Annotated in this window: 21 protein-coding genes; 11 read left to right on the forward strand and 10 right to left on the reverse strand. The window is 74.4% G+C overall.

Going from position 1 to position 22102, the window contains the following annotated elements:
- Positions 1-170: 170 nt before the first annotated feature.
- Together AB0C78_RS43540 and AB0C78_RS43545 are read left to right on the forward strand one after the other, a co-directional pair.
- Positions 171-1193 carry a TerC family protein gene (locus tag AB0C78_RS43540; RefSeq protein WP_360760155.1) on the forward strand — a complete coding sequence of 341 codons (1023 nt, stop codon included), beginning with the start codon at positions 171-173 and terminating at the stop codon, positions 1191-1193.
- A gap of 80 nt (positions 1194-1273) precedes the next feature.
- Positions 1274-3469 carry an acyl-CoA dehydrogenase gene (locus AB0C78_RS43545; protein ID WP_360760158.1) on the forward strand — a complete coding sequence of 732 codons (2196 nt, stop codon included), beginning with the start codon at positions 1274-1276 and terminating at the stop codon, positions 3467-3469.
- 103 nt (positions 3470-3572) lie between these two features.
- On the opposite strand, the gene AB0C78_RS43550 is transcribed toward AB0C78_RS43545, so the two are convergent.
- Positions 3573-3917, reverse strand: a complete 345-nt coding sequence (locus tag AB0C78_RS43550) for a hypothetical protein (protein WP_360760161.1) — start codon at positions 3915-3917, stop codon at positions 3573-3575.
- Positions 3918-4056: 139 nt separating this feature from the next.
- Between AB0C78_RS43550 and AB0C78_RS43555 the strand changes: the two genes are divergently transcribed.
- Genes AB0C78_RS43555 through AB0C78_RS43565 form a run of 3 tightly spaced genes read left to right on the forward strand, consistent with a single transcriptional unit; the run spans position 4057 to position 6822 of the window.
- The gene (locus tag AB0C78_RS43555; protein WP_360760164.1) at positions 4057-4503 is read left to right on the forward strand and encodes a hypothetical protein; all 447 of its coding nucleotides are present in this window, start codon (positions 4057-4059) and stop codon (positions 4501-4503) included.
- Positions 4500-5420: a MoxR family ATPase gene (locus AB0C78_RS43560; RefSeq protein ID WP_151544522.1), complete on the forward strand. Its 921-nt coding sequence runs from the start codon at positions 4500-4502 to the stop codon at positions 5418-5420. Before AB0C78_RS43555 ends, AB0C78_RS43560 begins: the two co-directional genes overlap by 4 nt.
- A 4-nt stretch (positions 5421-5424) precedes the next feature.
- Positions 5425-6822, forward strand: coding sequence for a VWA domain-containing protein (locus AB0C78_RS43565; RefSeq protein WP_151544523.1), 1398 nt, complete (start codon positions 5425-5427; stop codon positions 6820-6822).
- Here the strand turns inward: AB0C78_RS43565 and AB0C78_RS43570 are convergent.
- On the reverse strand, positions 6819-8201 hold the full coding sequence (locus tag AB0C78_RS43570; protein ID WP_360760168.1) for an MFS transporter: 1383 nt from the start codon (positions 8199-8201) through the stop codon (positions 6819-6821). The two genes, AB0C78_RS43565 and AB0C78_RS43570, sit on opposite strands and share 4 nt — an antisense overlap.
- 93 nt (positions 8202-8294) lie before the next feature.
- Between AB0C78_RS43570 and AB0C78_RS43575 the strand changes: the two genes are divergently transcribed.
- Positions 8295-8792: a winged helix-turn-helix transcriptional regulator gene (locus tag AB0C78_RS43575; protein WP_360760171.1), complete on the forward strand. Its 498-nt coding sequence runs from the start codon at positions 8295-8297 to the stop codon at positions 8790-8792.
- Here AB0C78_RS43575 and AB0C78_RS43580 read toward each other — a convergent pair.
- A complete protein-coding gene (locus AB0C78_RS43580; RefSeq protein ID WP_151544526.1) occupies positions 8789-9352 on the reverse strand; it encodes a TetR/AcrR family transcriptional regulator in 564 nt (187 codons plus the stop codon). The two genes, AB0C78_RS43575 and AB0C78_RS43580, sit on opposite strands and share 4 nt — an antisense overlap.
- A 72-nt stretch (positions 9353-9424) precedes the next feature.
- Entirely contained in the window at positions 9425-9763 is a 339-nt protein-coding gene (locus AB0C78_RS43585) for an SPW repeat protein (protein ID WP_360760174.1), read from the reverse strand.
- 163 nt (positions 9764-9926) lie between these two features.
- Between AB0C78_RS43585 and AB0C78_RS43590 the strand changes: the two genes are divergently transcribed.
- The gene (locus tag AB0C78_RS43590) at positions 9927-11504 is read left to right on the forward strand and encodes an adenylate/guanylate cyclase domain-containing protein (protein WP_360760177.1); all 1578 of its coding nucleotides are present in this window, start codon (positions 9927-9929) and stop codon (positions 11502-11504) included.
- A 3-nt stretch (positions 11505-11507) separates the two neighbouring features.
- On the opposite strand, the gene AB0C78_RS43595 is transcribed toward AB0C78_RS43590, so the two are convergent.
- On the reverse strand, positions 11508-12251 hold the full coding sequence (locus AB0C78_RS43595; protein ID WP_360760180.1) for a hypothetical protein: 744 nt from the start codon (positions 12249-12251) through the stop codon (positions 11508-11510).
- Between the two features lie 10 nt (positions 12252-12261).
- Entirely contained in the window at positions 12262-13713 is a 1452-nt protein-coding gene (locus tag AB0C78_RS43600) for a DHA2 family efflux MFS transporter permease subunit (RefSeq protein ID WP_360760183.1), read from the reverse strand.
- Between the two features lie 83 nt (positions 13714-13796).
- Here AB0C78_RS43600 and AB0C78_RS43605 point away from each other — a divergent pair, with 83 nt between their 5' ends.
- Positions 13797-14453, forward strand: coding sequence for a TetR/AcrR family transcriptional regulator (locus AB0C78_RS43605; RefSeq protein ID WP_360760186.1), 657 nt, complete (start codon positions 13797-13799; stop codon positions 14451-14453).
- Between the two features lie 88 nt (positions 14454-14541).
- Here AB0C78_RS43605 and AB0C78_RS43610 read toward each other — a convergent pair whose 3' ends face one another.
- Positions 14542-15186, reverse strand: a complete 645-nt coding sequence (locus tag AB0C78_RS43610) for an MBL fold metallo-hydrolase (RefSeq protein WP_360760189.1) — start codon at positions 15184-15186, stop codon at positions 14542-14544.
- The gene (locus AB0C78_RS43615; RefSeq protein ID WP_360760192.1) at positions 15186-16271 is read right to left on the reverse strand and encodes an S-(hydroxymethyl)mycothiol dehydrogenase; all 1086 of its coding nucleotides are present in this window, start codon (positions 16269-16271) and stop codon (positions 15186-15188) included. The genes AB0C78_RS43610 and AB0C78_RS43615 overlap by 1 nt, the downstream gene beginning before the upstream one ends.
- A 227-nt stretch (positions 16272-16498) precedes the next feature.
- Between AB0C78_RS43615 and AB0C78_RS43620 the strand changes: the two genes are divergently transcribed.
- Positions 16499-17755, forward strand: coding sequence for a hypothetical protein (locus tag AB0C78_RS43620; RefSeq protein ID WP_360760195.1), 1257 nt, complete (start codon positions 16499-16501; stop codon positions 17753-17755).
- A gap of 77 nt (positions 17756-17832) precedes the next feature.
- Here the strand turns inward: AB0C78_RS43620 and AB0C78_RS43625 are convergent, their stop codons facing one another.
- Complete coding sequence (locus tag AB0C78_RS43625; protein ID WP_360760198.1) at positions 17833-18279, reverse strand: ATP-binding protein; 447 nt, start codon at positions 18277-18279, stop codon at positions 17833-17835.
- A gap of 271 nt (positions 18280-18550) precedes the next feature.
- The gene (locus AB0C78_RS43630) at positions 18551-19216 is read right to left on the reverse strand and encodes an MBL fold metallo-hydrolase (RefSeq protein WP_151544536.1); all 666 of its coding nucleotides are present in this window, start codon (positions 19214-19216) and stop codon (positions 18551-18553) included.
- A gap of 232 nt (positions 19217-19448) precedes the next feature.
- Here AB0C78_RS43630 and AB0C78_RS43635 point away from each other — a divergent pair, with 232 nt between their 5' ends.
- A complete protein-coding gene (locus AB0C78_RS43635; protein ID WP_360760201.1) occupies positions 19449-19940 on the forward strand; it encodes a hypothetical protein in 492 nt (163 codons plus the stop codon).
- The coding region (locus AB0C78_RS43640) for a helix-turn-helix domain-containing protein (RefSeq protein ID WP_360760204.1) at positions 19937-22102 on the forward strand (2166 nt) is incomplete at its 3' end. The genes AB0C78_RS43635 and AB0C78_RS43640, both read left to right, overlap by 4 nt.

Raw genomic sequence — 22102 nt, forward strand, 5'->3', positions numbered from 1 at the left:
CCTGGAACCCCGGGACGGCGTGCCTCGTCAAACATGACAAGTGGAGGGGAGTATCCCTGCGCGCGGGTGTCGTCAGCACGGCCGGTCCGCACCGGCCCGGGGCCCGCGGCCCTCGCTCCGGGGGCGGGAGAGACCTCCGGCGCTCGACCACGTCCGCCGGAGGTTTCACGTTGTCCGTCGCACCCTGGGTGTGGATCCTGACGCTCGCCGGGATCCTCGCCGTCATCGCCGCCGACCTGCTGGTCATCCACCGCAACGACACGCGGGAGTTCACCACCCGCAGGGCCGCGTTCTGGTCGGCCGTCTACATCGGCCTCGCCGTGCTGTTCGGGCTCGGCGTCTGGCTGTTCTCCGGAGGGCAGCACGCCGCGCAGTACTTCGGCGGGTTCGTCACCGAGAAGAGCCTCAGCGTCGACAACCTCTTCGTGTTCATGGTGATCCTGACACGGTTCGCGGTGCCCAAGCACGCCCAGCACACCGTCCTGATGGCGGGCATCGTCATCGCGCTGGTGCTGCGCGGCGCGTTCATCGCGGTCGGCGCCGCCGCGATCTCCACCTTCACCTGGGTCTTCTTCATCTTCGGCGCGTTCCTGCTCTGGACGGCCTACGGTCTGGTCCGCGGCGGTGACGACGACGAGTTCACGGAGAACGCGGTCCTGCGCTGGGCCAAGCGCGTCATTCCCACGTCCGACGACTACGACGGCTCGCGGTTCCTCACCCGGCGCGGCGGCCGCCGCATGGTCACCCCGCTGATGATCGTGATGATCGCGATCGGCTCCACCGACGTGCTGTTCGCGCTGGACTCCATCCCGGCGATCTTCGGGCTGACCACCGAGCCGTACCTGGTGTTCACCGCCAACGCGTTCGCGCTGATGGGCCTCGTCCAGCTGTACTTCCTGCTGGGCGGGCTGACGGACCGGCTGGTGTACCTCGGGCACGGGCTGGCGTTCATCCTCGGCTTCATCGGGGTCAAGCTGATCTTCCACGCGCTGCACGAGTACGGTGTCGCCTGGGCGCCGGACGTGCCGATCTGGCTGTCGCTCGCGGTGATCGCCGGCACGCTGGCGGCCACCACCGTCGCGAGCCTCACCGTCGGCGGCCGCGCCCGCGGTGCCGCTGACCAGGGGCGGGACGAGCCCGCCGGGCAGATCGCGGGCGGGGACGCGCGGACCTCGGAGGGCTCCGAGCGGTGAGAGCGGAATCACTGCCCCACGCGACCAGAATCCTGTTCTAGAATCGCTGTCAACAAGCGGTCTGAGAGAGGGTTCCACACATGGCCATCGGGCTGACCGAGGAGCACGAGGCGCTCGCCGATTCGGTGCGCGGTTTCGCCGAGCGCAACATCCCGGCGACGGCGGTCCGCGCCGCGCTGGACGCGGACGAGGAGACCCGGCCCGGGTTCTGGCCGGCCCTGGCCGAGCAGGGCCTGCTGGGCCTGCATCTGGACGAGGAGCACGGCGGGCAGGGCTACGGCCTGCTGGAGCTGTCGGTGGTGCTGGAGGAGCTGGGCCGGGCCGCGTCGCCCGGCCCGTTCCTGCCGACGGTGCTGGCGAGCTCGGTGATCGACGCGTCCAGCAACGCCAAGCTGCGCGCCGAGCTGCTGCCGGGGCTCGCGGACGGGTCCCGGACCGGCGCGGTCGCGTTGTCGGGGAGCCTGACCGGCACCCGGCAGGGCGGCGCGCTGGTGGTGTCGGGCTCGTCGGCGACGGTACTGGGCGCGCTGCTCGCCGACGTGGTCGTCCTGCCGGTGGCGGCCGGGGACGAGGAGCAGTGGGTCGCGGTCGACGCCGCCGACCTGAAGGTCACCGCGGTGGCGAGCCTGGACAAGGTCCGCCGTGTCGCCGCCGTCGAGGCCGACGGCGTGACGGTGGCGGCCGACCGGGTGCTGGACGGGGTGACGACCGGCCGCGTCCGCGACCTGGCCGCGACGCTGTTCGGCGCGGAGGCCGCCGGCCTGGCGGGCTGGCTGGTGAACACCGCCGCCGAGTACGCCAAGGTCCGCGAGCAGTTCGGCCGTCCGATCGGGCAGTTCCAGGGCGTCAAGCACAAGGCCGCCCGCGCGCTGATCGCGCTGGAGCAGGCCCGCGCCGCCGCGTGGGACGCGGCCCGCGCGCTGGACGAGGGCACCGAGGAGGCCGGGTTCGCCGCCGCCGTCGCCGCGGTGATCGCGGCGGACGCGGGCGTGCAGACCGCCCGGGACGCGATCCAGATGCTCGGCGGCATCGGCTTCACCTGGGAGCACGACGCGCACATCTACCTGCGCCGCGCGCTGACCCTGCGGGCGCTGCTCGGCCCGGCCAAGGACTGGGCCGCCAAGGTCGCCGAGCTGGCCCTGGCCGGCGGGCGCCGCGAGGTCGAGCTGGAGCTGGACGAGGGCGCGCAGCCGCTGCGCGAGCGGATCCGCGCCGAGGTCGCCGAGCTCGCCGCGATCGAGGACAAGGACGCCCTCAAGGTCAAGATGGGCGACGAGGGCTGGACGGTCCCGCACTTCCCGAAGCCGTGGGGGCGCGGCGCGGGCCCGGTCGAGCAGATCATCATCCAGCAGGAGCTGAAGGCCGCCAAGGTCAAGGCGCCGAACCTGGTGATCGGCGCGTGGCTGGTGCCGTCCCTGGTCCGCTACGGGTCCGAGGAGCAGAAGGAGCGGTTCCTGCGGCCGACGCTGCGCGGCCAGATGGTGTGGTGCCAGCTGTTCTCCGAGCCGGGCGCCGGCTCGGACCTGGCGTCCCTGTCGATGAAGGCCGAGCGGGTCGAGGGCGGCTGGAAGCTGACCGGCCAGAAGATCTGGACGTCGGTGGCGCAGCACGCCCAGTGGGGCTTCTGCATCGCCCGCACGAACCCCGACGCGCCCAAGCACGACGGCATCACCTACTTCCTGGTCGACATGAAGTCGCCGGGCGTGGACGTCCGTCCGCTGCGGGAGCTGACCGGTGACGCGCTGTTCAACGAGGTGTTCCTCGACGGCGTGTTCGTCCCGGACGACTGCGTGGTCGGCGAGGTGAACCAGGGCTGGCAGGTCGCCCGCAACACCCTGTCCAACGAGCGGGTGTCGCTGTCGACCGGCGGCGGCCTCGGCATGGGCGTGCCCGAGTTGCTGAACTTCTTCAAGGGCCGGCAGCTGGACGCGGTCGCGGCGGCCGAGGTCGGCAAGCTGGTCGCGCAGGGCCAGTCGATCGACCTGCTGGGGCTGCGGACCACGCTGAAGCAGCTCAACGGCGTGGAGCCGGGCGCCGAGGCCAGCGTCCGCAAGCTGCTCGGCGTGCAGTTCAACCAGGACGTCGCCGACTACTGCTGGGCGGCGCAGGGCGAGGCGGCGGCCACCGAGACGCCGATGGCCGAGAGCGGGATCATCGCCCGCGCCATGCTGTTCAGCCGCGCGATGACGATCTACGGCGGCACCACCGAGGTGCAGCTCAACATCATCGGCGAGCGGCTCCTCGGCCTGCCCCGCGACCCCGAGCCCGGGAAGTAACGGGCGCCTGGGACGTGGCCGGTACGGGCAGGCACGCGGCGCGAGTCCTGCGAGCGCAGCGGGCCTGCCCGTGACGGGGGTTCCAGGGGGTCGCCGCCCTGGGCTAACGCGGCCGGAAGTTGTAGGCGACGTTGATCAGGACGATCGCCGACCAGGCCAGGAAGAGGCCGACGCCGCCGGCGTTGACGACCGCGATGGCGCTGAGCGGGATGGCGGCGACCATGGACAGCACCGCCAGCAGCAGGCTGTGGTCGCCGTCCCCGGACACGCGGGGTGCTCGGGGGCGGCGGCGCGGAGCCGGGGCCGGGGCGGCGGGACGCGCGTCGAGGGCCTCCTCGATGCGGTCCACGACCGTCTCGATGAAGGCCGCGTCGTAGTCGGGGCCCAGCTCGCGCCGGGCCGCCAGCGCCGCGGCGAGGTCCTCGCGAGGCAGTCGTCGGGTCGTCATGGTTCGGTTATAGGCGGGCGGGGGCCGGTGCCGCCTCACCCCCCGGTGCCAACCGGGGCGTACCCCGCAGGGATGAGCGCGGGCACGGCTCCCCGCGCCGGTAAACTGCCGCTTCGTCCGAGAATCGCCGGAGGTTTCCGTGACCGTGCGGGTCCACTCGACCGTCCTGGCCGCCTGCGCGGTCTCCGCCGCGCTCGCCCTGGCCGGATGCGGCGGGGGGAAGGCGGACGGCGCGGGGGAGAGCGCGTCCTCCGGCGCGTCGCCCGCCGCGCTCGGGCCGATCCCCGCGATCAAGCCCGCGGACGTCAAGCCGCTCGTCGGCCGCTGGGTCGGCACCGCCAAGGACTACTTCCAGTTCACGGCGGACGGCTCCGGCGTGTGGGTCAGGGGCGGGCAGAGGCTCTGGAGCGGGACGGCGATCCCCGAAGGCGGCGGCAAGTACCGCTTCTCCTGGCAGGGCGGCGATCCGAAGACCGCGTCCTACTGGGGCGTGACGCTGTCGGAGAAGAACACCAAGCTGGTGTTCGCGGGAACGAACCAGACGTACACCAAGGCAGTCGCACACAAGGGCAAGGGCAAGGGATGACCGTGACCAGCCAGAACGCCGGGGACGCAGCGAGCGGCGCGGGCGCCGGGAGCGACGGCGCGTTCGCCTCGCCCGCCGACGTCGAGCGCAGGCTGGCCGGCGTCCGCTACCTCGCCGACGAGGCGATCGCCACCACCGTGTTCCTCGCGCAGGCGCTCGGCAAGCCGCTGCTCGTCGAGGGCCCCGCCGGGGTCGGCAAGACGGAGCTGGCCAAGGCCGTCGCGGCGGCCACGCGGGCGGAGCTGATCCGGCTGCAGTGCTACGAAGGCCTGGACGAGGCGCGCGCTCTCTACGAGTTCAACTACAAGAAGCAGCTCCTCGCCATCCAGGCCGCCCCGGCGGACCGCGCCTGGCAGGAGACCCACGACGACATCTTCTCCGAGGAGTTCCTGCTGGAGCGGCCGCTGCTCGCGGCGATCCGGCGCGCGGAGCCGACCGTCCTGCTGATCGACGAGGCGGACAAGGCCGACGTCGAGGTCGAGGGCATGCTGCTGGAGGTCCTGTCGGACTTCCAGGTCACCATCCCCGAACTCGGCACGGTCAGCGCGGTCCGCCGCCCGTTCGTGCTGATCACCTCCAACGCGGCGCGGGAGCTGTCGGAGGCGCTCAAGCGCCGCTGCCTCTACCTGCACCTGGACTACCCGGCGGCCGAACGGGAACGTGACATCGTCCTCGCGCAGGTGCCCGGCATCGAGGCGGAGCTGGCCGAGCAGCTCGTCCGGACGGTCGGGACGCTGCGCGCGCTGGAGGTCAAGAAGGCGCCGTCGATCGCCGAGACCGTCGACTGGGCGCGCACGCTGCTCGCGCTCGGCCTGGACGAGCTGGACGAGGCGGCCGTCGCCCGCACCCTCGGCGTCGTGCTGAAGCACGCCTCCGACCAGGAGCGCGCCGCCAAGGAACTGGGCCTGAGGGGCTGATCGGATGGCCTCGCTCGTCGACCGGCACACCGGGTTCGTCGCCGCGCTGCGGGAGGCCGGGCTGCCGGTGTCGGTCGCCGAGGGCCTGGACGCGGTCCGCGCGATGCAGGCCGTCGACCTGCTCGACCGGGGCGCGCTGCGCGCCGCGTACGCCGCCACGGTGGTGAAGCGCCCCCAGCACCGTCCGACCTTCGACACGCTGTTCGACCTGTGGTTCCCGGCGGCGGTCGGGGACGGTGCCGGGGCGGTGAAGGACGACGACCGCCCGGTCCGGACGCTCGGCGCGGACGGCAACCCCGTCCCGCCCGCCCTCGACCCGGAGGTGCAGCGCCGCCGCGAGGAGCTGATGGAGCTGTTCCTTTCCGGCGACGACGCGGCGCTGCGGCAGTTCGCGCGGACGGCCGTCGCCGAGTACGGGCGGACGCCGGGCCAGGAGTCGTGGTTCTCCTCCGGCGTGCTGCGCGCGCTGTCGCCCGAGACGCTGATGGCCGGGCTGCTCAACGCGGTCCTGAACGGGCAGGAGCGCGGCGGGATGGCCGAGCGCGTCGCGCGCCGCACGTTCCGCGACCGGATCGCCCGGTTCGAGGACCTCGTCGCGAGCGAGGTGCGCCGCCGCATCGCCGAGGACACCGGCGTCGAGCGGACCGCGCGCCTCGCCGTCCGGCCGCCGCTGGAGCGGCTCGACTTCTCCAGCGCGAACCGCGCCGACCTCGCCGCGCTGCGCCGCGAGGTGTACCCGCTGGCGCGCAAGCTCGCGTCCAAGCTCGTCCAGAAGCAGCGGCACGGCAAGCGCGGCCGGCTCGACTTCCGGCGGACGGTCCGGGCGTCGCTGGGCAGCGGGGGAGTGCCGCTGACGACGCACTACCGGCCGCGCCGCCCGCACAAGCCGGAGCTGGTCGTGCTCTGCGACGCCAGCGACTCGGTGTCGGCGTTCGCGCACTTCACGCTGCTGCTGACGTTCGCGCTGCGCGAGCAGTTCAGCAAGGTCCGGGCGTTCGCGTTCATCGACGCGACCGACGAGATCACCAAGTACTTCGCGCCGGGCGCGGACGTCACCGACGCGATGACGCGCATGGCCGCCGAGGCCGACCTCGTCTGGATCACCGGCCGCTCGAACTACGGCCACGCCATCAAGGTGTTCGACGACAAGTACCGCGACGCCATCACGCCGAAGACGTCCCTGCTCATCCTCGGCGACGCCCGCTCCAACTACGGCGAGCTGTCGCTGCCGATCCTGCGGTCGATGGTCGACCGGGCCCGGCACGCCTACTGGCTGAACCCGGAGTCGCGCCGGCTGTGGGACACCGGCGACTCCGCCGCGTCCCGCTACGGCGACCTCGTCCCGATGTTCGAGTGCCGCAACCTCACCCAGCTCGCCGCCTTCATCGAAGAGCTCGCCTAGCGTTCGCGGATGGCGGCGGCCAGGGCCGCGCCGGCGAGCGCGACGACGGCGGAGACCAGCATCGCGACGTCGGTGCCGTGCGCGAGCGCGGACGGCCCGTCCCCGGACCCGGTCGCGATCGCGCCGACGACCGCGACGCCGATGGACGCGCCGACGTAGCGGGCCGTGTTGTTCGCGCCCGAGCCCATGCTCGCGCGGTCGGCGGGCACGCTCTCCACGGCCAGCCGCGCGAGCATCGCGTTCGCCAGGCCGCTGCCGACCCCCGACACGACCAGGCCGGGGACGAGCCGCCACCAGTGCGAGTCGGGGGCGAGCCCGAGCATCGCGAACTCGCCGGCCGCGCTGAGCGCGAGCCCCGCGCCGAGCAGCCGTCCCGCGGGCAGCCGTGCCGGGAGCCGGCGGGCCTGCAGCGCGGCGACGAACGACAGCCCGGACCAGATCGCCAGCACCAGCGCCGACACCACCGGCGACAGGCCCAGCACCAGCGTCATCACGGTCGCCAGGTAGCTCATGATCCCGATGACGGCGAGGCCGGTGACCAGCGCGCCGGACACCGACAGCAGGAACGCGGGACGCCGGAACAGGCCGAGGTCCAGCATCGGCTCGGTGCGCCGCGCCTCCACCACGGTGAACGCGGCCAGCAGCACGGCCGCCGCGGCGAGCAGCGCCAGCACGCCCGGACGCGTCCAGCCGGCCCGTCCCCACGTGATCGCGGCGACCAGCGCCGCCACGCCCAGGCTCATCGTGACCAGCCCCGGCAGGTCCAGGCCGCGCGGACGCTCGGCCCGCGACTCCCCGAGCGTCCGGACCGCGACCGCGCCGAGCACCGCCGACGCGACGGCGGCGACCCAGTACCAGGCCCGCCAGCCGGCCGCCGAGGTCAGCCCGGCCGACGCGATGGGCCCGAGCGCGATGCCGAGGCCCAGCATCGCGCCCCACACCCCGGTGGCATGGGCGCGGCGCGGGCCCGGCGGGAACGCGGCCGCGATGATCCCGAGGCCCGTCGCCAGCAGCGCGGCGCACGCCGCACCCTGCACGATCCGTCCCGCGACGAAGACGCCGGTGCCCGGCGCGACGGCGCAGGCGACGCTGGACGCGGCGAGCGCGGCGGCGCCGATCGCGAACACGCGCCGCCGGCCGTGGTCGTCGGCGAGGCTCCCGGTCGCCAGCAGCGCCGCCGCCAGCCCGAGGCTGATCGACGACATCAGCCAGATCCGGGCCGTCGGACCCGCCCCCAGCCCGTGCGCCGTCTCGGTGAGCGTGGCCATCGGCGCGGTGTAGTTCATCAGCGCCAGCAGCGTCGCGGCGGCGGGCAGCGCGAGCGCGGCGGCGGTCCCCGCCGCGTGCCGCCCGGCGCGCGGTGTCGCCAGAGTCGTCATGGGAGCCCCCAACGGTTCAGTCAATGAACTCAATGGGGAGACGGTAGCACGCTCGGTTCGTTCAATGAACTGCCAGGGCGGTACTGTGGGGCCATGGCACTCGGCAAGGACTACGCGGCCCAGGACTGCTCCCTGGCCCGCGCGCTGGAGGTCGTCGGCGAGCGGTGGACGCTGCTGATCGTCCGGGACGCCTTCTACGGCGTCCGCCGGTTCAGCGACTTCCTCGCCCACCTGGACGTCCCGCGCGCCGTGCTGTCCGCGCGCCTCCAGTCGCTCGTCGAGGCCGGCGTGCTGGCCAAGGACGGCCACGACTACGTGCTGACGGACATGGGCAGGGAGCTGTGGCCCGTCGTGCACACGCTCGCCCGCTGGGGCGAGGAGCACCTGTCCGCGGAACCGTGCCGGCTGTTCCTCCACGCGGACTGCGGCGGCCGCGTCGGCACCGACGGCGTCTGCCCGGCCTGCGGCCGCGGTGTCCCGCTGGAGGACATCGAGATCCACGCCGGCCCCGGCGGCCGCCACCGCGACGACCCCGTCAGCCGCCTCCTCCGCACCCCCCACCGCCTCCTGGAACCGCTGAGGCCCCTCTAGAAGGCACGCGTGATCAGGTCGGCCACGGCGTCGGGGTCGAGGTGCTGGCCGGTGAGGCCGGCGAGGTTCTCCTGGTAGATCAGCACGGCCGCGAACGTGGCGGCGGCGGCCTCCAGCCGGGCCTGGTCGCCGCGCGCGCCCGGCAGCGCGATCTCCAGCGCGCGGCGGGCGCGCAGGAACAGCGCCCGGTTGAGGTGGCCCAGCCGGTCGCGGACGGACCGGTGCGTGTCGGCCTCGCGGAACAGGATGCGGCGCATCGCGGGCGAGGCGCGCAGCGGCAGCCGCCCCGCCAGCCGCGACAGGGTCCCGGCCGGGTCGCCGGGCACGGCCTCGGCGGGCTCGTCCGGCGGGTCCTCCACGAAGGTGCGCTCGTCGACCAGCGCGACGAGCACGTCGATCTTCTGCGGGAAGTAGTGGAAGACCAGGCCCTTCGGCACCTGGGCGCGGCCCGCGATGCGGGCCGTCGAGCTGGCCTCGTAGCCGCGGTCGGCGAACAGCGCCTCCGCCGCGTCGAGGATGCGCGTGCGCGAGTCCGCCGCGCCCGTCCGCCGCACGCCCATCGGCACCGCCCCCCCCGGCAGGCCCGTGCGGCCCCGGGGCGCGGTGCGCCCGAGGCCGTCGCGGGATCTCGATCAGGCCGCGGCGGGCTTGCCGCCGTGCGCCTGGGTGGCTCCCCACAGCCCGACGATAGCCGCCACGCCGCCGGCGATCCATGCCGTCCACGCGGAGGCGTGCGCGCCGGTGAAGCCGAACGCCCACGGCGCCACGAAGATCAGCAGCGCGAACGCGGTCGCCGCCCACGACGGGACGCCCTGGCCGCCGAGCAGCGCCCACAGGCCGGCCGTCATCAGCAGCGCGCCGAGCACCATCAGCGGCTGCTCGCCCGCGTTGTCGCCCCACAGCTCGGGGGCCACCAGGACGACGAGGCCGGCCACGAAGGCCACCCCGTCCTGCCATGCGAACCTGTCCATCCGTCCTCCTCCGGGACGATCACCTTTGGACCTCTTTGTCCACTTCAGTGATTCCTGATTGACCGACCGGTCAACCTTCCGCCGAAGACCGAGGAGGGCGTCCCCGGGGTGACGCCGGCGGGACGGAGGGTGAGGTGCCCGCCAGCGGATACCCTGCACGCTCATGGAGACCGAACCGCCCGGACCCGCGCCGTGGGCCGGGCGCACCCTGCTCGGCCCCCTGTGGCGGCTGATCGACGGCCGGCCCGGCGACTCCCGCGCCGCCATCGCGCGCCGCGCGAGGATCCTGGTGCCGGTCGCGACGGGCCTGGCGAACCTCGGCGGCGCGCTGGTCGTGCTGGCGTTCGCCGTCGTGGTGCCCGACCCGGTGGGACGGGTCTCCGACCGGCTGCAGACGATCAACGTCGCGGTGTTCACGGCCTACGTCATCGCGGCCCTGCCCGTGGGGCTCGTCCTCGGCGAGCGGTTCTTCCGGCGCGTCCGGCGGCTGGTGGAGCGGCACGACGAGCCGGACCGGCACGAGCGGTCGCTGCTGCTGTACGGGCCGCTGCGGCTGATGGCGCTGCACCTGACGCTGTGGGGGATCGGCACGGTCGGCTGGGTGGTGATCAACGCGCCGTTCTCCACGCTGCTGGCCGTCAAGCTGGGTCTCACCAGCCTGCTCGGCGGCCTGACCACCTGCACCATCGTCTACCTGCTGACCGAGCGGCTGCTGCGGCGCGCGGTGACGACGGCGCTGCACAGCCGGATGCCGCGCCGCACCGGGCTGCCCGGCGTGGTGGCGCGCTCGGTGCTGGCCTGGGGGCTCGGCACGGCGGTGCCGATCCTCGGGCTGATCACCCTCGCGGTCGGCTCGTTCGTCATCGCGAAGATCACCGTCCGGGACTTCGCGCTGGCGGTCCTCGCGCTCGGCGGCACCGCGCTGGTCATCGGCCTCGCCGTCACCTACGGCGCGGCGCGCGCGATCGCCGACCCGGTCGAGTCGGTGCGGCTCGGCCTGGCCAGGGTCGAGCGCGGCGACCTGGACGTGGAGGTGCCCGTCTACGACGCCACCGAGGTCGGGCTGCTGCAGGCCGGGTTCAACCACATGGCGGCGGGGCTGCGGGAGCACGCCCGGCTGCAGGACCTGTTCGGCCGGCAGGTCGGCGAGGACGTGGCGCGCGTCGCGCTCGAGCGCGGCATCGACCTCGGCGGCGAGACCCGCGAGGTCGCGGTGCTCTTCGTCGACATCGCCGGCTCCACCCGGCTCGCCGCCGACCGGCCGCCCGCCGAGGTCGTCGGGCTGCTGAACGCGTTCTTCGCGGTGGTGGTGAAGGTGGTCGGCGCGCACGGCGGCTGGATCAACAAGTTCGAGGGCGACGCCGCGCTCGCGGTGTTCGGCGCCCCGCTGGCGCTGGACGGCATGCACGGCCGCGCGCTGGCCGCCGCCCGCGAGCTGGCCCGGCGGCTGCGCGAGGAGGTGCCGGACCTGCGCGCGGGCGTCGGGGTGTCGGCGGGCGAGGCCGTCGCCGGGCACATCGGCGCCGAGGAGCGGTTCGAGTACACGGTGATCGGCGACCCGGTGAACGAGGCGGCCCGGCTGACCGACCTCGCCAAGGCGACCGAGGCGCGCGTGCTCGCGTCCGGCTCCCTTGTGGCCGCGGCGGACCCGGAGGAGGCGGCGCAGTGGGAGCTCGGCGAGGAGGTCACCCTCCGGGGCCGCACCCGGGCGACCCGGCTCGCCTCGCCGCGTCCCGCGTAGGGATCAGGACGGCCCGAGCGTGGCGCCGCTCAGCGTCGTGTAGAACGGCGAGCCGGCGAAGCCGGGGCCGGTCTCCTCGCCGATGTACACGTCGGCGTGGTTCTCGCCGCCGTAGCCGGGACGGAACAGGTCGGTGACCGTCCAGCGCGCCTTCCGGAACGCCGCGCACACCGCCGCCTCGATGCGGTGCCCGTTGCCGTCCCTGCCGCAGTCGACGATCGCGAACCGCTGCCCGCGCGCGAGCACCGACTTGTCGGCGGCGGCGGACGACCACGGCCGCAGCGGGTGGCCGGCCGAGTCGCGGGTCGTGTCATCCAGCCAGTACCCGACGCTGTGCGACCAGTTGAGGTACCGGCCGCGCTGAGGCCCGGACGTGATCCGGCCGCTGCCCTCCTCCTGGATGACCGCGAGGAAGTCCTCCGGGTACGAGCCGAGAGGCGTCTTCCCGTGCGAACAGTGCAGCTCGGGGCAGCCCTTGACGGCCTTGAGGCGTCCCTTGTGGAGGCTCTCGACCGCCGTGTAGTAGGTGGTGATCCGCCACGCGCCGGGCCTTCCGAGCGGCGCCACCCGCTCGGCCTCCGGCGATACGCCGGACGAGGCGGTCGGTGAGACGCCGGGGGAGGACGCGCCGGTCGCGGTCGGCGGCGGGACGTCCAGCGTGCCCGCGGAGCTTCCGGACGCCCGGCCGCAGCCGGCCAGGGCACCGCACAGCGCCAGCGCGGCGGCGAGCGATGCCCTCGGCCGCATCAGCGCCCCCTCACCTCCGGTCGGCGCGTGTGCGCTCCGGCTCGTCCGCCACGGGCGACGATATCCCGGTCGCGGCGGCCGGGCGGCCCGGGAGCGAGAATCCGGCTAGGAGCAGCACGGACGCGGCGGCGACCATCCACCAGAACGCCGTCCCGAACGCCTCGGCGGGCGTGGCGCCGGCGGAGACGCGGTGCTGGAGCAGCAGCGTCACGACGGTGATGCCGAGCGCCGCGCCGATCTGGTTGAGGACGTAGAGCGTCCCGGTCGCGCTCGGCGTCGACTCGGCGGGGACGCTGCGGTACACCGACGCCATCGTGGGCGCGCCGATCAGGCCGAGCCCGAACCCGCACACCGCCGAGCACGCGCCGAGCCAGATCAGGCTCGCGCCCGTGCCGGCCTGCGTGTACGCGAGCGTGGTCAGCGCCACGACCGCGCCGCCCGCCGGGACGAGAGCGCGGGCGCCGATCCGGTCGCTGAGCCGTCCGGCGATCGGCATGCCGAGGAACGCGCCGGCGCCCTGCGGGACGAGCAGCAGCCCCGCCGCGAGGACGCCATGCCCCCTAACCTGCTGGTAGTAGAGCGGGATCAGGAACAGCAGCGCGAACAGCACCCCGCCGACCAGCGTCATCACCGCGACGCTCGCCGCGTACGGGCGCAGTGCCAGCAGCCGCAGGTCGACCAGCGGCGGGACGGACGCGCGCAGCGCGTGCAGCACGTAGGCGAGCAGGAACGCCGCGCCCAGCACCAGCCCCGCGACTACGCGCGGAGCGCCGACCCCGGCGGTCGCGGCCTGCGACAGCCCGTACATCACCGCGACCGAGCCGGGGCTGAGCAGCAGCACGCCGAGCACGTCGAACGGCTTGCGCTCCGTCCCGTCCGGGACGGCGGCGGGCACCGTCCGCACGGCCAGCGCGATCGCGACCGCGCCGACCGGCAGGTTCACCAGGAACATCCACCGCCACGGCAGGTACTCGTTGATGAGCCCGCCCGCGACCGGCCCGAGGATCGGGCCGAGCGTCATCGGGATCGACATCAGCGCCATCAACCGGCCCGCGCGGCGCGGACCGGCGGCCCGGGCGAGGACGGTCAGCATCGTCGGCTCCATCAGCCCGCCGCCGACGCCCTGCACCACGCGGAACGCGATCAGCGCGCCCGGCGCCCAGGCCAGCGCGCACAGCAGCGACCCACACGTGAACAGCGCGAGGCCGGCGAGCCAGACGGCGCGGCCGCCGTACCGGTCGACGGCCCAGCCGCTCACCGGGATCGCCGCGGCGAGCGTGAGCATGTAGGCGCTGGCCGTCCATTCGATCGTGTCGAGCGGCGCGTGGAAGTGCCGCGCCAGCGTGCCGATCCCGACGTTGACGATCGTCGCGTCGAGCAGCGCCATGAACCCGCCCAGCACCATCACGCCGATGAGCCGCGCGAGCGGCCCGTCGATCCGGTCGCCGGTGTCCGCGTCCATGATCACCTCCAATGAGATCCGTGTCGGTTCATTGAATTTAACCAACCAGTTCAATTTGAGGAACGTCACGGTAGCATGGCGCCATGAGCGCGGGGGAGACCACGAGGGAGCGGACCGGGCGGCGCGGCCGGGTCGACAAGCGGGAGGCGATCCTGGACGCGGCGCTGCGCGTCTTCTCCCGGGAGGGCTACGAGCGGGCGAGCATCGACATGATCGCGGCCGAGGCGGGCGTCGCGAAGCCGACGATCTACAACCACCTCGGCGGCAAGGAGAACCTGTTCCGGCAGATCATGGTGGACGCGGCGCGGGAGACCAGCGCCAAGTTCATGGCCGCGCTCGACGGATTCCCGACCGACCCCGCCGACGCGGCGGAACTGCGGGCGCGGCTGCTCGCCGTCGCGCCCGCCATGGTCGAGTGCTTCCACCACCCCGAGTCGTGGGCGCTGCAGCGGCTGCTGTACGCCGAGTCCGTGCGCTTCCCGGACCTGTACGGCGACGTCCGCGCCAACGGCGCCGGGCAGGTCGCCGACGCCCTCGCCGGGCGGCTCGCCCGCCTCGGCAACGCCGGGCACCTGCGGATCGCCGATCCCGACCGGGCCGCCGCCCACTTCATCGCACTGCTCACCCACGAGCTGGTCGGGCTGTCCGAGCTCGGCAACCGGGAGGTGCCGCCCGCCGAGGTCGAGCGGGTGGTGACCGCCGGCGTCGACGCGTTCCTGCGCGCCTACGCTCCCGCCTGACGTCTCGCGCCAGGAACGCGCGCGAGAACGCGAAAGGCGGCGACCCCCGCATCCAGGGATCGCCGCCGTACCGCCGCGCGGGCCCGGGTCAGTGGCCCCGGGCGATCCATTCGTCGAGGTGCGGCGCCTCGCCGCCGATGGTGGTGGAGTCGCCGTGGCCCGTGCGCACGACCGTCTCCGGCGGCAGCGTGAGCAGCCGCTCCCGGATCGAGTCGATGATCGTCGGGAAGTCGGAGAAGGACCGGCCGGTCGCGCCGGGGCCACCGTTGAACAGCGTGTCCCCGGAGAACACGGTGCCGAGGTCCGGCGCGTGCAGGCAGACCGCGCCGGGGCTGTGGCCGGGCGTGTGCAGGACGGTCAGGCCGGTGCCCGCGACCGTGATGACCTGCCCGTCGGACAGCTCGCCGTCGGGCGCCTTGTCCGGGTGCTTCTGCTTCCACAGCATCAGGTCGTCGGGGTGCAGCAGGACGGGCGCGCCGGTGCGGGCGGACAGGGCGGGCGCGGCGTCGATGTGATCGTCGTGGCCGTGCGTGGACACGATCGCCACCAGCCGCCGGTCGCCGACCGCCGCCGCGATCGCGTCGGCGTCGTGCGCGGCGTCGATGACGATCGCCTCGCTGTCGTCGCCGACGATCCAGACGTTGTTGTCGACCTCCCACGTCCCGCCGTCCAGGGAGAACGTCCCGGAGGTGACGACGTGGTCGATGCGCGCCTGTGGTGAAGCGGGGGCCATCAGAGGACCACCACCGAGCGCAGCACGTCGCCGTGGTGCATCTTCTCGAACGCGGCCTCGACGCCGTCCAGCGCGATCGTCTCGGACACGAACGCGTCCAGGTCGAGGCGGCCCTGCAGGTACAGGTCGATGAGCATGGGGAAGTCGCGGGACGGAAGGCAGTCGCCGTACCAGGACGACTTCAGCGACCCGCCGCGTCCGAACACGTCCAGCAGCGGCAGCTCCAGCTTCATCTCCGGCGTCGGGACGCCGACCAGCACGACGGTCCCGGCGAGGTCGCGGGCGTAGAAGGCCTGCTTGTAGGTCTCCGGGCGGCCGACCGCGTCGATGACGACGTCCGCGCCGAACCCGCCGGTCAGCTCCTGCACGGCCTCGACGACGTCGGTGCCCTTGGCGTGGATCGTGTGGGTGGCGCCGAGCGAGGTGGCGGTGGCGAGCTTGCGCTCGTCCAGGTCGATCGCGATGATCTTCGCCGCGCCGGCCAGCCGGGCGCCCAGCACCGCCGCCGCGCCGACGCCGCCGCAGCCGATGACCGCGACCGAGTCGCCGCGTCCCACGTTCCCGGTGTTGATCGCCGCCCCGAGGCCCGCCATCACACCGCAGCCGAGCAGGCCCGCGACCTCGGCCTTGGCGGCCGGGTCGACCTTGGTGCACTGCCCGGCGGCGACCAGGGTCTTGTCGGCGAACGCGCCGATGCCCAGCGCAGGCGACAGCTCCGTACCGTCCTCAAGGGTCATCTTCTGCGCGGCGTTGTGGGTGTTGAAGCAGTACCAGGGACGGCCCCGCAGGCACGCCCGGCACTGCCCGCACACCGCGCGCCAGTTCAGGATGACGAAGTCGCCCGGCGCCACCTCGGTCACGCCCTCGCCGACCGACTCCACCACGCCCGCCGCCTCGTGCCCCAGCAGGAACGGGAACTCGTCATTGATCCCGCCCTCGCGGTAGTGCAGGTCGGTGTGGCACACCCCGCACGCCTGCACCTTCACGACCGCCTCGCCCGGACCCGGGTCGGGAACGATGATCGTCTCGATCCGCACCGGCTCGCCCCGCCCGGGTGCGACGACCCCGCGTACCTGCTGCGCCATACTGCCGCCTCTCGTCGTGTTTCCGTCCTTGCTCCGACCCTATAGACCGCGGCCCCGGCCTCTCCGCAGGTCTTCTGCCGGACAGAACATCCCGGCACCCCCGCGGGAGGGAGGCCGCCGCCCTCCGAGGTAGCGGATGGAAGATCCCCGGCTGGCGCGATGCCCGTCCGGGCGCGCGGGCCGGAGGCTGGTGGCCGTTCGTTCCCCCCAAGCGAAAGAGGACCGCCATGTCACGCCGCCTGAAGATCGCCGCCGCGGGCGCCGCCGGTGCCGCGATCATCGCCGCCGGTGCCGTGCCCGCCCTGGCCGGGGAGGGGGCCAAGGACCGCCCGGCCGTGACGCACGAGCAGGACGCCGCCCGCGGGCAGCTGATCTCCGCGCGCTACCTCGGCACCAAGTCGGCGGAGGAGGTGCGCGCCTGGCTGGCGACCGAGGGCTTCGATGCCTCGTCCGTCCGCTACGGCGTCGACTCCTATCGCCTCATCTACCGGACGGTCGACGCGCGCGGGCGCGCGACGGTCGCCAGCGGCCTGTTCGTGCTGCCGCGCAACGGCGAGCGGAAGCTGCGCACGGTCTCCTACACGCACGGCACCATGAGCTACATCGCCGACGCGCCGTCGATGGCGCAGGACGTGTGGGGACCCGGGCCGGCCGTCACCTACGGCGCCGCCGGGTTCGCCGCCGCCGCGCCCGACTACCTCGGCCTCGGCGAAGGGCCCGGCGTCCATCCGTGGAAGGACGTGCCGACCGAGACGTCCGCGTCGCTCGACATGCTCCGCGCCGCCCGGCAGTTCACCCTGCGCGAGCACCGGGAACTGGACGGGCGGGTCTTCGTCACCGGGTTCTCGCAGGGCGCCTCGTCCGCGCTCGGCCTCGCCCGGGCCCTCCAGGACGGCGCCGATCCGCACTTCCGGCTCCGCGCCGTCGCCCCGATCAGCGGCGGGTACGACTTCGGCGGCGTCGAACTGCCCGCCCTCCTGGACGGGAGGGTCGATCCGAAGACGTCCGTCGCGTACCTCTCCTACCTGCTCACCTCGTGGAACCGCATCCACGGAGGCAGCTACGGGAAGCCGTCCGACGTCTTCAAGGAGCCGTACGCGAGCCATGTCGAGAAGTACTTCGACGGCACCACGCCCGGCCAGGTCATGCTGAAGGGACTGCCGGGGACCCCCGACGAGCTGCTCACCGCGCGCGGGTTCGAGGTGCTGCGCCACCCGTCCGGGACGTTCGCGAAGGCGCTGCAGGTGGACGGCGAGGTCTGCACGGCGTGGACCCCGCGCGTCCCGCTCCGGCTCTACAAGATCACCAATGACGACCAGGCGGTCACCGCGAACACCGACCACTGCGCCGCCGGGTTCCGCGCCCGCGGCGTGGACGCGCCCGTCGTCGACGTCGGCGACAAGGTCTACGGCGGCTCCCGGCACCTCGGGTCGAACCTCGCCGGCACCGCCCTCGCCGTCCGCTGGTTCGCCGGGCTGCGCTGAGCGGCGCGCTCGAGCGGACCGGCGGCGCGGACGGGCGGCGCGCTCGGGCGGACAGAGGGCGCGGAGCGGCGGTGCGCTCAGCCGAACCGGATCGCCCGGAGCCGGTCGGCGGCCTCCCGGTCCAGCACGGTGACCCCGGCGGCGGGCGGGAGGGCGCCGCCCCGGGCCTGCTCGATGAGCGGCACCCAGCGCCGGCAGTGCCGCGCGAACGTCACGCCCGTGACGGCCCGGCCGCGCGCGAACTGCCCCGCCCGCGCGGTCTCCGGGTCGACGTCGATGAGGATCAGGTGCAGCCGGCCGCCCCGGCGGCGCGCCAGCCAGGCGAAGCAGTGCAGGATGTGCGGCCAGGTGCCGCGCGTGTGCGCGACGACCCCGTGGCCGGCCAGCACCGCCCGCCCGATCCGCCACACGTGCGTGACGTGGACGAGCGGGGTGCGCAGCCGCACCGGCAGCGGGCGCAGGAACCGCGCCCACCAGTTGCGGGACTGCCGCGAGTCGATGATCCGGACGTCGCCCGCGGGCACCGGCGCCGTCTCCTCGCCGCTCAGCCCGTACAGCCGGTTCAGCAGGGTGCTCTTGCCCGCCCCTGGGAGCCCGGCGAGCAGTACCAGCGAGCCCCGCGGGTAGCGCAGGGCGGAGCCCGGTTCCGTGTCGTCGATGATGCGCTCCTGGTCTCGGCCCCCGGATCGGTGCGGATGTGGTGGTCAAAACGAACACCTCGCACCACTGGTTCCGGCGGGCCGGCGCGCCCGGGCCGCGCGGCGGACGCCGCGGCGGGCCCTCAGGAGGGCCGCGTCACCAGCCGCGCGAGCGCCACTCGGGCAGCGACGGGCGCTCCCGGCCGAGCGTGGAGTCCTTGCCGTGGCCCGGGTAGAACCAGGTGGCGTCCGGGAGCCGGTCGAAGACGCGCTCCTCGACGTCCGCGAACAGCTGCTTGAACAGCGTCGGGTCGCCCCAGGTGTTGCCGACGCCGCCCGGGAACAGGCTGTCGCCGGTGAACAGGTGCGGGCGGTCGGCCAGCTCGCCGCCGGCGTCGTACAGCAGCGCGATCGAGCCGGGCGTGTGGCCGCGCAGGTGGATCACCTCCAGCGACGCCCGCCCGACGCGGACGGTGCCGCCGTGCTCGACGGGCTCGGCGACCGGCTCCGGCAGCGCCTCCGCGTCGTGCGGGTGCGCGACGACGGGCGCGCCCGTGGCCCGCACGACCTCGCTCAGCGCCGTCCAGTGGTCCTCGTGGCGGTGCGTGGTGACGATCCGCGCGAGCGGCCCGTCGCCGATCAGCTCCAGCAGCCGCGGCGCCTCGTTGGCCGCGTCGATGAGCAGCTGCTCGCCGGTCGCGGTGCAGCGCAGCAGGTAGGCGTTGTTGTCGTACGGCCCGACCGCCACCTTGGTGACCGTCAGGCCCGGTAGCTCCCGGACGTCCGGGCGGCCGCCCGCCTCGACGTTCCCCGTGTAGGTCATGGGCGTGTCCTCCCATCGGCAGTACGCGCCGTCGGTGGTGCGCCCTGTCGGCGGTGCGCCCGTTGGCGGTGCGTGCAGACCATCTTCCCCCATCGCCCGCCCGCCGGGCGCGCCCGGGCCGGATGAGTCACGTGACTCAGCCGAACCGTGCGCCCGGCGGCGGACGTTTCCGCCTTGCCGTCCCACCATGGTCATTGGAAGATCAGGATCGACCCGTGAGGACGGTGCCGCGTTGATCACCGCTTTCCGTCCCGGTCCGGACCGGGAACGCCCGGAGGAACTGCTCGGCCACGCCTGCGCGCTGGTCCGGCTCTGCGGCCGCGACGCCGCGATCGCCGCCGTGTTCCTCTCCCTGGTGCTGGTCGGGACCGTGAGCCGGCTCGCCGCCGGGCTCCCCGGCGTCGTCGCCCTCGCCCTGCTGCCGGTGCTGGGCGGCGCGTTCGCGATCTCCGCCGGGTACGCGGTGCGGTCCCGGCGCACGCTGGTGGCGGTGCTCGGCGAGGTGCGCGGCCGCACCGGCGCGCCGGTCGACCCGTCCGCGCCGTGGACGCCGTTCGGCGCGGCGACGGCGCTGGACGCCCGGGTCCGCGACACCGAGCTGCGCCGGCTGCTCGCGGCGGCGCACCGCTGCGGCGAGCTGTCCTGGCTGGCGGTCGCCTGGTCGGCCGCGACCGCCGTGCTGTTCCTGTTCTGGTGGCTGGCGACGGCGATGACGGGCGGGTGACCGGGGTGATCGACCACGACGTCCGGCCGGGCAGCTTCTGGGAGCGGCTCGGCCCGGACGACCGGCAGGCGCTGCGGGCCATGGGGCGGCGCACCAGCATCCCGCCCGGCGGGACGCTCTGCCACCAGGGGGTGACCGCCCCGTCGGTGTGGGTGGTGTTCAAGGCGGCGCCGCGCGCGGCGAGCAACGCCGTGGCGAAGGAGTTCGTCGACTCCAGCGAGGGCGACGAGTCGATCATCGACCTGTTCGGGTCCGGCGACCTGGTCGGCGCGCTCGGGGCGTGGGGGCACCCCGAGCGCGGCACCGTCGCGGCGCTCGACCATGTCGAGGCGCTGCGCCTGGACCGCCGCGGGTTCCGCAGCCTGCTGGCCGCGAACCCGCAGGTCGCCGAGGCGATGATGCACGCGGTGTCGGAGAGCGTCGGGTACGGCGGGCGGCGCCACGCGGTCCGGGCCGCCGAGCATCCGCAGCGCCTCGCCTACCACCTGCTGGAGCTGGCGCACCGGTTCGGCGTCCGCACCGCGCGCGGGACGGAGATCCCGCTGCGGCTCAGCCAGGCGGAGCTGGCGAACTGGGCCGGGATCTCCCGCGAGACGCTGGTGCGCTGGTTCCGGCTGTGGCGGCAGAAGGGCATCATCGACCGCCGCCCGCGCCCGCTGACCGTCCTCGACCCCGAGAAGCTGCGGCGCGCCGCCAGCCCGTGGGGCGACGAGTGGCCGGCGATCGAGGCGGAGCCGGACGCCCCCGCCGCGCCGCCTGCGCCCCGCCAAGAACCGGACGAGCCCGGCGGCCTCGCCGCCCGGACGCCCGTCCGGCTGGACGCGGCGCGCGGGAAGCCGCCGGTCCGCCTGCCCGCCGACAACCCGTTCTTCGCCGGGCGGGCGGTGAGCCTCGGCAAGCTCGACCTGCTCGTCGCGCAGGCCGAGTGGCCGCGCGCCGTGATCGTCCAGGGGATGGCGGGCGTCGGGAAGACGACGCTCGCGCTGCACTGGGCGCACCGGGTCGTCGACCGGTTCCCCGACGGGGTCGTGTTCGCGGACCTGCGCGGGACGACCCGCAGCCCCGTCACGCCCGCCGAGGCGATGGGGCAGGTGCTGCGCGCCGCCGGCGTCCCCGGCGACCAGCTGCGCAGCACCGAGGCGGAGCTCGCCGCGCAGTGCCGGTCGCTGCTGGCCGACCGGCGGATGCTGCTGATTCTCGACAACGCGGCGCGGCCGGAGCAGATCAGGCCGCTGGTGGGGGCGATGGCGTCCGGGCTGGCCGTGGTGACGAGCCGCCGCCGGCTGCCGGCGCTGCTGGAGGGCGCCGACGTCCGCACCCTGGAACTGCGGGAGATGGTCACGCAGGAGGCCGTCGACCTCATCTCCAACGTGCTCGGGCCGGCGGACGCCCGCGTCCGGGAGGAGCGCAAGGCGGTCGCCCGCCTCGCCCGCGAGTGCGGGCATCTCCCGCTGGCGCTGTCGGTCATGGCCGGGCGGCTGGCGGAGAACCCCGGCGAGTCCATCGCCGGGACCGTCAGGGAGCTGGCCGAGAGCGACGCGCAGGCCGCCTCGTCCTACGGGACGGTCCTGCCCGGGCTCGGGCACGGGCCGTCGCCGGACGGGGCGGGACGGGGCGCGGGGGAGCCGGCCGCCCCGGAGACCGCCGGCAGCCCGCTGACCGGCATCGAGCTGCACACGGGGGCGGGGCACGGCACCGCCGTCCCCGGGCTGCGGGGCGTGCTGAACCCGACGTTCGACGTCGCGTACCGCAGCCTGCGCCGCGACCACCGGGAGGCGTTCCGGGTGCTGGCGCTCGTCGCGGGCCCCGACTTCACCCCGTCCGCGCTCGCCGCGCTGCAGGACCGGACGGTGGACGAGGCCCGCGAATGCCTGGAAGGCCTGCGCCAGGCGTATCTGGTGCACGACGTCGCGCCCGGGCGGTACCGGATGCACGACCTGCTGCGCGACTTCGCCCGCGACCGGGGCCTGGCAGAGGACGCCGATACCGACCGGCTCGCCGCGCAGCGCCGGCTCCTCGCCGGGTACCTCGCCGAAGCGCGCGCGGCCGGAGACGCGCTGGCGGGACGGCGCCGTCCCGGCGTCCGGCGCGGCCGGGGAGCGGACGAGATCGGAAGAGCGGCGTGGAGGGACAGAGTGTATGCGTGGGCGTGTAGATCTAGG

It is taken from the genome of Actinomadura sp. NPDC048394, assembly GCF_040651755.1.
GTDB lineage: Bacteria > Actinomycetota > Actinomycetes > Streptosporangiales > Streptosporangiaceae > Spirillospora > Spirillospora montaniterrae.